This is a genomic window from Ammoniphilus soli, from assembly GCF_040813775.1.
Map to the genome: position 1 here is coordinate 188,210 of NZ_JBEGDL010000008.1, position 11,789 is coordinate 199,998.

General features: G+C 44.2%; 7 protein-coding genes. All 7 read right to left on the minus strand.

The window, feature by feature from the left end; translation table 11 throughout:
* Nucleotides 1–49: 49 nt before the first annotated feature.
* The 7 genes from ABLT31_RS17330 to ABLT31_RS17360 all read right to left on the minus strand — a co-directional run bounded on the left by ABLT31_RS17330 (nt 50) and on the right by ABLT31_RS17360 (nt 11,686).
* Complete coding sequence (locus ABLT31_RS17330; RefSeq protein ID WP_367753837.1) at nt 50–3,127, minus strand: efflux RND transporter permease subunit; 3,078 nt, start codon at nt 3,125–3,127, stop codon at nt 50–52.
* The gene (locus ABLT31_RS17335; RefSeq protein WP_367753838.1) at nt 3,124–4,533 is read right to left on the minus strand and encodes an efflux RND transporter periplasmic adaptor subunit; all 1,410 of its coding nucleotides are present in this window, start codon (nt 4,531–4,533) and stop codon (nt 3,124–3,126) included. Before ABLT31_RS17335 ends, ABLT31_RS17330 begins: the two co-directional genes overlap by 4 nt.
* Entirely contained in the window at nt 4,521–5,972 is a 1,452-nt protein-coding gene (locus ABLT31_RS17340) for a stalk domain-containing protein (RefSeq protein WP_367753839.1), read from the minus strand. The genes ABLT31_RS17335 and ABLT31_RS17340 overlap by 13 nt, the downstream gene beginning before the upstream one ends.
* Nucleotides 5,973–6,151: 179 nt before the next feature.
* Nucleotides 6,152–7,039, minus strand: a complete 888-nt coding sequence (locus tag ABLT31_RS17345) for a hypothetical protein (RefSeq protein WP_367753840.1) — start codon at nt 7,037–7,039, stop codon at nt 6,152–6,154.
* Between the two features lie 204 nt (nt 7,040–7,243).
* Entirely contained in the window at nt 7,244–7,378 is a 135-nt protein-coding gene (locus ABLT31_RS17350; protein ID WP_367753842.1) for a hypothetical protein, read from the minus strand.
* 647 nt (nt 7,379–8,025) lie between these two features.
* Nucleotides 8,026–9,537 carry a hypothetical protein gene (locus tag ABLT31_RS17355; protein ID WP_367753844.1) on the minus strand — a complete coding sequence of 504 codons (1,512 nt, stop codon included), beginning with the start codon at nt 9,535–9,537 and terminating at the stop codon, nt 8,026–8,028.
* Nucleotides 9,538–10,501: 964 nt separating this feature from the next.
* Complete coding sequence (locus ABLT31_RS17360) at nt 10,502–11,686, minus strand: replication initiation protein (RefSeq protein WP_367753845.1); 1,185 nt, start codon at nt 11,684–11,686, stop codon at nt 10,502–10,504.
* Between the last annotated feature and the right edge of the window lie 103 nt (nt 11,687–11,789).

Below are 11,789 nucleotides of genomic sequence, written 5' to 3' on the forward strand. Positions count from 1 at the left end.
AAAAAAAATAGGGAAAGAAGGACATTTCAGTCCCCCTTTCCCTAAAAAACTAGGATTCTATCGGCTTCCCCCCTGCCATCGGCTTCTGGGAGTTTCCCTTGCGGAACAAGCGTTTAAACCATGCGCCAATGTCATCCACGAACGTATACATGATGGGTATAAAAAACAGGGTGAAGATCATCGATATACTCAACCCAAAGATGGTCACCACTCCAATGGGCTGCTGCGTTTCGCTTCCTTCCCCCAGACCTAAGGACAGAGGAAGCATTCCAAGCACCGTTGTGACTGTCGTCATCAAAATCGGTCGGAGTCGTCTGCCTCCCGCTTCGATGATAGCCTCCACTTTATCTGCTCCTCTTTCTCTTAGCTGGTTGATATATTCAACCAGAATAATGGCATTGTTCACGACAATACCCGCCAGGACAATCATCCCAATAAAGACAGGGAAGCTTAACGGTAACCCCGTCGTTAATAAAGCGGCAACGACTCCTACAACCGCTGTAGGGATGGAGAACATGACAATGAAAGGCTGGGTAAAGGACTCAAATTGTACCGCCATTACGGTATAGACAAGGAATATCGCCAAACCAACGGTTAATAATAGATTTCCCAGTGAATCATCAAATTCTTGCCGCATTCCGCCCATCGTGACCTCATATCCATTCGGAACGGGAATTTGGGAAAGAAGCTGATTGACCTGTCTCGTCACTTCTGCAGCACTTGCCCCCTCTGCCATGTCAGCAGTCACGGTATACATTTGGCGTTGATTTTCGCGTTGGATCGAAACCGGCCCTTTCGTTTCCTCTATGCTGGCAATCGATTCTAGAGAAATATGCTGTCCTGCTGATGTTTGAACTAAAAATCCATGTAAATCTTCAATCGTATCGGATTCTGTCTCTGGCAATTGAACGACTACATTATATTCTTTTCCATCCTGCTGCAGCGTTGCAGCAGATAAGCCGTCAAAAACGGTGCTTAGCTGATTCATTACATCGCTTTGCGTTAAATCATACCTAGAGGCTATCGAATCGTCTACCCGAACGGTATATTGCGGCCTCCCGCTCACGTTTGGAACTTCTACATTTTCAAGCGTCGGAACCCTCGATAACAATAATTCTACTTGCTCCAGAAGCGTATTTAATACTTCCTGATCCGGACCTGCTAGACTCACCTGAAGGGCTGAATCACTCCCCCCGGCAGATCGGAACTGCCGGCCTACAGTAAAATTGGCACCCACGATATTTTGCTTTAAATCGGATTGGATCGCTGCACTCAACCCTGCCGTCGGCATCGTCATCTCATCCTCACTAGCTAGCTGGAGCGAGACTTGAAGTCTTGTGGTACTAATGGAGGTTTGCTGCAATTTAATATTCTTCTCGTATTTCTGCAGAATTTCTTCAACCTGATTGGCATAGGCTTCGACCTTAGAAAACTCCGTTCCTTCATCAAAGCTAGCGGATAAGTCCAGCCTTTGCTCCTGTGAACGGGGAAACGTTTGGACCTCGAAGGAAGAGAAAAAGAAGCTGCTTCCAACTGTGATCGCAACGACGGCAAGTGCAACGAGCCAGCGCATTTTCAAGCTCAATCGCAACAATCTTTCATAAACACGGATCACAAACCGAACCCAGGCAGGGTCCTTCGTAAGCCTGTCATTCTTTGAATTACTGAGCAGCTTGGACGCCACCATCGGGACGAAGGTGATGGCCACGATTAAGGCAGCTATTAATGAGAACGACACGATCACAGCCATCGGAACAAATAACTGCGAGATTTGTCCATTATCAATCATGATCAGCGGAAGGAAAACGACAAGTGTGGTTGTCGTCGAAGCAATTACCGCTGAGACGAGCTCCGACCCGCCTTTAATCGCGGCTTCCTTAGCGCTAAATCCATCCTGCTTATATTTGATGATATTCTCTAAGATGACAATCGAGCTGTCGACCATCATCCCAATGCCAAGTGCCAGTCCAGATAGAGTGATCACATTTAGGGTCTGATCCGAATAACGGATCAAGAGGAAGGTTGTCACCACCGCAAGTGGAATGGAAATACCAATGACTAAGGTAGCTCGCAGGCTGCTCAAGAAGAATAGCAAGATGAATACGGCGATCGCGCCCCCGATTGCAATGCTTTGGGTCACTCCGCTTATTGCATTTCGGATGAAGGTGGATTGATCATTAACAACCACTAGGCTGGTGTCCTCTCCAAGCTCCTTCTGAAGGTTTTCCGCCGTTGCTAGAATTTTATCTACGATATCTACCGTATTGCTGCCCGACTGTTTGGAGATCGAAAACAGCACGCCCTCTTCCTGATTGATCCGGGTTATGTTTTCTACTTCACTAGAGGTATTGGTAATGTCGGCAATATCATCAATCGTGATTGTTTTTCCGTCTTGCAGACGAATCGGAGTATTCGCAATCTGATCCAGTGATGTATACTCTCCATCCACGCGAATCTGGATCTCCTCATCTCCCTTAGGAACCGTACCCACCGTGCTTGCTGAATTTTTGTCCCTTATCGCATTGAATACGCTGCTTGCAGTCAGGCCGTATTGCTTAAGCAATACTGGATTGAGTATAATCTTCAGCTCCGCGGATCTCCCGCCTTGAACCGATACGCCTGCTACCCCTTCAATTCGCTCAAAATTCGGCGTCATGTCCTCAGCAAGCTGTTGCAGGCTGACCGTATCTTTTCCAACCAGCGCCAATGTCATCACGGGCATGCTATTCATGTCAAACTTGGACACCGTTGGCGTATCTACCCCATCCGGGAGCGACCGACCGACCCGCGACATTCTCGTTTGCAAGTCTGTAATCGCCTCGTCCAAATCAGTCGAATTAGAAAACGTCACCCGAATTTGGACCGACCCCGTGCTCGTAGTAGAAACCATTTCTTCTACGCCGCTTAGGGAAGCGATCTGGGCTTCAATCGGCTTTGTCACCATCTCCTCCATATCCTGGGGTGCCACATTATTGTAGGAGGCCGAAACCGTCACGGTTTTATTTTCTGTTTCTGGATACAAATCAATGGGAATGTCCCGCAGGGTCACCATCCCCACCAGCAACAAACAAATCACGAGCATGATGACCGTAACCGGACGCTGTACCGATCCCTTTATAATATTCACGGTCTGCCACCCCCGCCATTGCCGGCTGGCCCTTGTCTACGCGGCTGTCCTTCGCCCTGTTGCCCATCTCCATTCCCCGCCTCAGCACCCGGACCTGGTTCAACAGCAGGAAGTTCTTGTCCGGGAAGCAGTACCGTCATGCCATCCGACACGAGTTTGTGACCATTGACAATCAACTGCGCCTTCTCCTGCAGATCTCCTTGTACCGCGGTCAGATCCGTTTGACTATTGATGATTTCTACCTTGTGCTTAACCGCTTTTCCCTCTTCTGCGGTATATACAAACTGGCTGTCGCCTTCCTGCAAAATCGCTTTCGTTGGAATGATAAGGGCATTTTCCACCAGCGTTTCTGTAATGGTCAACTGTACCACCTCACCGCTGGTGACAGGACTATCCGATGCTGCAAAAGTCAGTTCCACTTCATAAAGCCCATTTTCATTGGCGGCTCCACTGACATAGTCAACTTTGGCCTTAAGGGTTTTATTTTCTGTAACCGTCAATACGTTCACCTCACGACCTTTAGGAAGAAGCGCTTTTTGATCCGCTGTAACCTGGGCAGTAATGGTCAGCTGCTGGTTATCCGAAATGGTGACAAGAGGCTGTTGACTGGATACATTCTCCCCTACCTTATAATTGACAGCCATCACTTCTCCGGAAATGGGAGCGCGGATGACACCATCACTCTGCGTATCCCGCACGTCTTTGATCGTCTGTTGAAGATTTACTTCCGCCTTTTTCACACTTAGCTCATTTTGCCTAATAGACAGATCCGCCTTTTCTAATTCAATTTCTAAAGAAGCCGCTTGATTCTCATAAGCCGTTTGTCTTTCCTTCTCAAGCGTCTGTGCAGATTTCAATTCACTTAAAGCAATGGCACCCTGTTCATAGAGATACTGAGCTTCTTCCAGTTCCTCCTTGGCATTGTCCCAGTCCGTCTTCGCCTGTTGAAGGTCCCGTTCATTCTGTTCAGCTTGCTTCTTGGAAATTCGGGCATTCTCAAGCTGCTGCTTGGCGCTTTCTACTTCAATTTCCGATTGGAGTATCGCTTCTTGTGTATCGGAGATATATACCGTGGCAAGAACCTGCCCTTTTTGAACCACATCGCCTTTTTTGACCTGAAGAGACAACAATTCCCCCGATATACCAGATGAAACCTCACTCACACTATCAGATACGACATTTCCAATTATTTTTTTGGTAACTGTCAAATTTCCCTTCGTTACTGGCTCTACTTCTACGGCGACAGTTTCAAAGGCTCCCTGACCTCGAGCAGCACCCATCGCTCCCTGCGGGCCCCCGGAAGAGCACCCTGAAACCAATAAAAAGGACACCGTTAAAAGTAACAGCTGGTTTCTCTTCATTTTGCTTCTCCCTCCTATCATGGCCTGTACTTCTAATTGGTCCATGGTTTATTCCACCTATAATTCAGCTGATCCATCTGAATCGCGATTTCTTCCAATTGTCTTTTCTTTTGGTTCACATTGTTTTTCTCCTTTTTGACATCCAGTGCAGTGACTAAACCTTTAGCGTATTTCGCTTCCGTGACACGCAGATTATCTTCCGCTGTTTGCAGATTGATTTCCAGCAGATGATACTGATCCTTCAGTCTTTCCATGTCGGAGTACATGTTGCGAATGGTTTCCTCCAATTGCTCTTTGCCGCTGGCTAATGCCGTCTGCGCTTTCTCGACATCCATCTCAGTTAGCTCATAGTTTCCGCCCGCATTGAAAGTAAATAGATCCACATCCAATTCAGCAAGCTCTACTTGTTTTTCAAGCAGCCAGATAGACGGACTGCTCGATATCATTCTTGTAATCTGGGTACTTACATCCCATTCCTCTGGTTCCGTATACGTTGGCTTATCCACTAACAGATAAGTACTATCCTTTGGTTTTCCCATAAGGGTATTGAGCTTCATCCAAGCATCAGAAAGAGCCGTTCTGGCTGTTTGCAGATTCTTTTCGGCTTCTTTCCTTGCCTTGATGATCTGATTTTTATCCACCTCGGAGATTCTGCCCACCTTGGCTTTCGCTAGAGCAGCCTGTTCTTCCATCTGTGCCGTTTCCAATGATTCTTCATTGCCTATGACATCATTTTGTTTGATGAAAAGATCATGATAGGCTTTCATCACACTGAACCGGACCTGATCACTTGTCACTTCAGCTTGTTTCTTTGACACGGAATAATTGATATTGGAAGAGGCAACCTGCTTAAATGCAGAGCGGGCCGCAGCATCGTCTTGGCCATTTCCTGTGCCTATAGGAGTATACTCCAGATTATCCGATGCTTCCTCCATTCTTATATCATTGCTTTCGATATTCTGGTGAGCGGTTTTCATATCATAGCTGTGGGCTTCCGCTGACTTCACCGCATCTTCCAAGGTTAAAGTAGCAGTGGTAGTGTCCAATTTTATTTTCTTTTGCGGAGACGTGATATGGACCGTTTTTGCCGCTTGGTCCCAAGCCACATCAGCCCCAAAGGATTCACTAATGACACGCAGCGGGACGAATGTTCTGCCATTTTGCACATAGGCCGGCACATCTACAGGAATCTGCTGATAATTTTTCAATAAAAAGGTTGAACCTATTTTCAATTGAATGGTCACCTCATCTTTGGTGGCTACGACCGTTTGCGTGGCTTGATTCCAGTTCACTTCCGCCCCCAATTTCTCGAAAATCTCTCTCATCGGAACCATCGTGAAATCATGTAAAATCATAGGTTCTTGGTCAAAGGATACTTTGTCATCATCTATGATTACCTGGACTGCTGCCGCAGCGTCTACGGACTGGTCCCAAGGTACAGCCATCAAGCTTAGGGCTAAGATCCCAGTTATGTAACGTTTCATTACGAATATCCACCTCCGTATTTCCCAGGGATAGTTACTACCCCCAGGCTTATCCTTATTTGAGTTTTAATGATTATAGAGGAGAATGGTGAAAAATCAGTGAAAATTTAGCAAGATTAAACATGTACACACAGAAATAGCCACATGAGTAATCTCATGCGGCTTATAGTCAAGTTGCACTACTTTTCTTCGCGATTTTGCATATCCGTCAATAATTGAGTCAAAAGCTCCTTGATTTTAGCTTCATCATTTGCGTTCACAGCTTCATCCAATTGACGGTGAAGATTGTTTTTGCCATGCTGATGGAAAGGGACTCCCAACTCCTTTAGCTGCTCTTGAGCCGCTTCCTCTTCGGTAATCGTTCCGGCTTTTACTTGCTCGCGGATGGCCTCCACTTTGGCTTTCGTTTCTTCATCTAACTGCTTACCAGCAAAGCCCTTGCGGCCAAAGTCTACTCCTAGCTCTTTCAATTGAGTCTGTGCTTCCTCTTCGGTAATCATTCCGGCTTTTACTTGCTCGCGGATAGCATCCACTTTGGCTTTCGTTTCTTCATCTAACTGCTTGCCAGCAAATCCCTTGCGGCCGAGGTCTACTCCTAGCTCTTTCAATTGAGTTTGTGCTTCCTCTTCAGTTAGGGTTCCGGCTTTTACTTGCTCGCGAATAGTATCCACTTTAGCCTTGGTTTCCTCATCCAATTGCTTGCCGCCAAATCCCTTTCGGCCAAAGTCTACTCCTAGCTCTTTCAATTGAGTTTGTGCTTCCTCTTCAGTTAGGGTTCCGGCTTTTACTTGCTCGCGGATTTCATTTACTTTTGTAAATGTTTCTTCTTGTTTATCAAAGATAGCCTGGAACTGCTCGGCCAATTCTGGGGTATACTTTTGAATCAATTCCAGCAGCTGCTCCTGATTTTCTTTTCTTTCTTCCAGATTCATTTTCTTTTTATTTTCAAAACCTTGACCAGCCTGAACCTCTGTATCTGTCGTCGTCGTTGCCGCAAATGCAGCTGCCGGTGCGATAACGGAAACAGCTAGAGCACCTACCATTAATGATTTCATCCACTTTTTCATCTTCAAGCACTCCTTTATCATTTGAAATGTATTTGGAACACTTCTTAATTTAAAGAAGAATGGTGAAAGAATGGTGAAAAATGGTGACCTGCCTAAAAATATATAAATCGTGATGCATCTTGCTCAAAATCCGGGGAGCATGGTGCTTGGGATAACAGGGGAATCTCCGGTTATTTCAATTTTTTGGGGAAATTTCGGGTGGAATCATAGCGAACGGGAGATTTGGCGGAGCTGATTATAGATGGGAAAGGGATCAAGCCTCTTTTCTTTTGTATCGAGTTCTGCCTTCGGAATGATATTGGCGTAACGTTCTGTACTGGATTTAGTTATACCCATCATTGTGGATTGTCCCTCCCTTAGTTAGCAAGTTATCAACATCGAACATGATGATTTTTTCCAGTTTCAGTAAGACTATCCTCTAAGTCACTTTATATGAATTAAATTAAACTTTATTTTTAAATACATCTTTTTTTAATACATATCTTTTATTAGAGAGCCGCAAGAGCTTCTTAGAAAAGGGATGGAAAAGCTTTTAGCAGGACAAAAACAAGCAATCTTTGCTAATCGAGCGCATAAAAACAAGAAGAAACTCCCTTATTTCATATAAAAACAAGTAAAAAATGATGCAAGCTTTTGGATAAAAAAACAGCGCATAGTTATCCACAAAACAGGGCAGTTTTCCTCCGTTCCCCAATTATCCACGATCGGTTTCTTGGTTTTGTGTAGAATGGCGAAAATGAGGAGGCTAACCCTCTCTTTTTTTATCCACATAACTAAGCTAATGTAGACTATACACAGGCAAGTTCTTGTTTTTATGTGGATATAACAAAAGAGAATCAATGTTTAACTTTTTGTGGATTGGTGTTTTGGTTTATTTATACAACAATATTGTAGAGAAAAGTTAATGGATTGGGAAGGATCTCGTGGGGGGTTCTAGCGGAGTGCAAGGCAAATAGCCCTCTTTCTTTGTTTTTCAAAAAAGAAGGCTATTTTTGGCAGCTAAGATGCTTTTCAACTAGGAGATTTTCTAGCTTAAAGTCATTCTGCACGTCAGGGATTATACTAGCGTACGGAAGTTTGTCCACTTGCTCCAGCGCAAATTGAAGAATCGCTTCGTTTGAATGGTATCCAAGCTCCATCTGACTGTATGCCCAGCGCTCGATGCTTTCATAAGCTATAGGATCCCGTTGCTCCCGGTGAGCTTGCAGACGGACTAAAGAAAATTCCTTCCATGGGCTCAATGCCTCTTCGATGACATACTGCTCTAAAGGAAGCGTTCGTTCGATGACGGTTGCTTGTAAGGCTTTAAACGCGCTTTGGCAGGCTTCCTTAATGGCTTTAAGAGGAAAAGCGCTCAGTTTAGATGCAAACTCCTGCTCCCGGTATTTCTTCTCCTTTTTAGGCGCATGAAGAGAGATGAGAGAACGTACGCCGGTTTCTTCTGCCGTTTGAAGGATTAAGGCTTCCGTTTTCGTTATTCTCTTTTCCCTGATAAACCTTGCAAGGTCTGCAGGCAGAGATCGATAGGTTTGGAAGTAGAGGATAAGCTGCTCCAGTACATGCTTCATGACGGAACGCGAGAGTTTGCTCATCCCTCTAATCAATTGAAAGGCATATTGCCCCTGGTTATATTCGAGGATTTCCCCTGCCTTGTGCTCCCATAGCCAATTTTTCACCCAACTGTAAAGCCGCGGATAGACTTTACGGGCTAAGATGGGCTCATGGTATTTCTGGCCCTTTACCGATTTCATGATGAAATAAGCATTCACGGAGTAAATGCCGACATAGGAGCCTTTCCCTTTTCGTTCTAATTTGCCTATGGAAAAGAGAGCTTGCCCATCCATGATAGGCAGCTCCGTGAGGTCAGTCAGGATCTGACGCACCTGATGGCGTTGATTTTTATGGGTAAGGGCATACATCCCGCTAAAGTCCTCCCCATCATTTTTAAGGGAGTGATACTGGGTGTATGCCTTTTTTCGTTGCTGCCCGACAGCTACATAAAAAAGCTTCTTGTGGGATAAAGGGAGCTTCGAAAAAGCTTCCGTGAAGATGACGGGGTGGAAAATCACGTAGCGGAGGATTCGCCCCTTCTCATGATCCCAAAAATAGTTTAATTGATAGTTGTACAGCCCTTTCGTCTCTTCTTCCTTGATGAGTCCATGCAGCTTGAACTTTTCGAGAGATTCATAGAACTGAGAGGACGAAATCGGATTTTCATAGAGATCAGCCAGCTTCTGATAGATCATGTGAGGAGTGACATTCCAAATCTGCCCTTGCGTGTTGCACACGACAAAAAGAACCGTCGCCACCGCTAAATCCGCATGGGTAAGGTGATTGAGCTGGCGGGGACGACTCTCTTTATTCATGGTAAAGGTCTCTTCTTTGCGTTTGAAGTTGATCTCCATACGAAATAAAGCTTTAAGGAAATCGTAAGTCATAGCAACGGGTTTCGTATCCAAAAACTCTTTTTGGGCTTTCTTATTTTGCAGAATGAACATGTCTATCACCTCCTGACTATTGAAAAATACTGGATTTCTCTGTATAATTTCTAAAAAAGGCAATAAGAAATACACCTTTTTAAATTATTTTTTAAAAAGGAACAGGAAAGCAGACCCCTGATGGGATCGATTTTTTTCTGTTTTCTATTTTTGGACAGGCTGAGGAAGCTTGTTGGTTGGTAGCCATCAAGTCTTCTTCCGTTGTTTTCCGTGAAAGTTGAGATCGATTGGTTGGTAGCCTGGGATCTCAGCAATTGTACGAGGGAGAGTGGTGGTACACTCTTTCTTCTGGGCTTCCGCTGTGGTAGGTGGAGGCCTTTTTTCTTTTTCCTCGTGCATTTTCTAGCCATGTTTTCTATGTATATTCAACATAATACTGATCTCTTTTAAAGATTTCCATAGTGTACCTTGACGTACGTATGGTGGTGTTCCCTCTCAACTTAGTGTACTTTAACGTACACTTTTTTTGTCTTTTTTTTAAAAATAGCAATAGATTTTTGGTGTACCTTAACGTACACTTTGAAAGAACGGAGGCTGGTTATCATTAGTGTACCTTGACGTACACTTTTGCCCTAATATGTTACCGATCAAATAACATTTCTAGTGTACCTTAACGTACAAACGATTAGTGGGGGAAGACAAAAAAACGTTAAAAATGCTGTCGCAAATTGGCGAATCCTTGATTTTAGTGTGAAATGAAACAATTGTGTCTATCCGTTTGATTAGTGTACTATCGCGTACGCTTTATTCATCGTCAAGGCCCAAAAAGTAGTGTACTTTAACGTACAATTCAAGATATCCACAGAACAAACATTATCCACAGCTTTAGTGTACTTTAACGTACACATTTTGAAACGGCGATTGGTGTACCTTCACGTACAGCAGGTGTACTTTAACGTACAAAAAAAATTTAAAATCAAAAGAAAAAAAGAAGCGTACGTTAAGGTACACTTCTTTTTTTGTTTTATGAGGACTTTGCTGCAATCTGTTTCAGGTTCCCGCTCATTAAATCATTAAACCATTTGGAAGGATAAAGTCGAATCGAATCTGCCTTCCTTCCCTCCCCGGCGAGTTTATAATCGGAAATAATCTCGAGCGATTTCAAGTCTTCGCATGCTTTTTTTATGGTTGCCTTATTTTTTCTGTCAATATCCGTGAGATGCAAGTGATGGTAAATCGTCTCTAGAGGAATTTCAAAGAAGCCATCTCCGTGATAGAATTTGCTTTGTTCTTCAGGAGCCATCCCTTTTAAGGCACTCAGGGTAATATACATCCCTTTGGATGAGTCAAGCCTCAGTTCATCAAGGATGGCCAGGCTCACTAAAGAATAGTAGCCTTCTTTTAATGATTGCAGAATATAGGGAGAAAATTGGAACTGATATTCGCGTGACCGGATTTTACCATCCTCTTGCTCATTCTCAATTAAATTTCTAGCGGTGACGAGATAAAAGCTTTTGGTGATAATGGTTCTTCCTTTTGCCTTTTCGTAGTATTCTTTTAGAACGACCTCTGTGCTTCGCAAGGTCTCGAGAGAATCCCGGACCATTTTGTATTGCTTTCCGCCTCCTCGGTCCAGGTTCATGCGTTGAAGCAACTCATACTCATTAAAAGAAAACCATTCCTTTTTTCCTTGGTCCTCCCAAATGCCAAACAGGGCAAACAATGTCTTAGCATCAAACATGCTGAGGAACTTGCCTTTATGGTTTTCGTATGTAAGCTGCTTAAGTCCATTTTTATCGATCAGGACCTTATTGCCCTCTTCCACCTGTTTCCTTTTGCCGCCAATGAAAAATGGAGAGTGAGTAAGCAGGTTGGTATCGACTCGATTTATTTGTCGATTTTTTTCCGTTCTTAAATCTTTTACTTTCGTAATGATTCGCCTAGACAATTCATTAATCTTAAACTGCCGCTTGTTAACGATCCCCGTACTATCCACAATGCTGCCCATCTTTTGGGCCAGATAGACAATGGCCTCATCAAAGTCCCTTGTCCCATAAGCCTTCGCGGCCTCTATGCTTTTTGCCGCATCATGCTCTAAATCATCGTTGTTGGTCGCTTCGAGAAGACTTCCTTCTACCTCATTCAAAATCTTTTCGGCTAATTCTTCCACTTTTGCTGTCAGTTTGAGAACGGATGATTTTACTCTCATCTTCCTTCACACTCCTTGCCACTTATCCATTCTCTTACATGCTGCAAGAAAATTCAATACTATAAAGTTGGCAAGCCAAAAGAAACAGGCTGCTCCAAACCTT

What these genes read in the sequence shown, in the direction of transcription:
- ABLT31_RS17335 (WP_367753838.1), bottom strand. Translation starts at nt 4,533, where the DNA reads ATGGACCAATTAGAAGTACAGGCCATGATAGGAGGGAGAAGCAAAATG.
- ABLT31_RS17340 (WP_367753839.1), bottom strand. Translation starts at nt 5,972, where the DNA reads ATGAAACGTTACATAACTGGGATCTTAGCCCTAAGCTTGATGGCTGTA.
- ABLT31_RS17345 (WP_367753840.1), bottom strand. Translation starts at nt 7,039, where the DNA reads ATGAAAAAGTGGATGAAATCATTAATGGTAGGTGCTCTAGCTGTTTCC.
- ABLT31_RS17350 (WP_367753842.1), bottom strand. Translation starts at nt 7,378, where the DNA reads ATGATGGGTATAACTAAATCCAGTACAGAACGTTACGCCAATATCATT.
- ABLT31_RS17355 (WP_367753844.1), bottom strand. Translation starts at nt 9,537, where the DNA reads ATGTTCATTCTGCAAAATAAGAAAGCCCAAAAAGAGTTTTTGGATACG.
- ABLT31_RS17360 (WP_367753845.1), bottom strand. Translation starts at nt 11,686, where the DNA reads ATGAGAGTAAAATCATCCGTTCTCAAACTGACAGCAAAAGTGGAAGAA.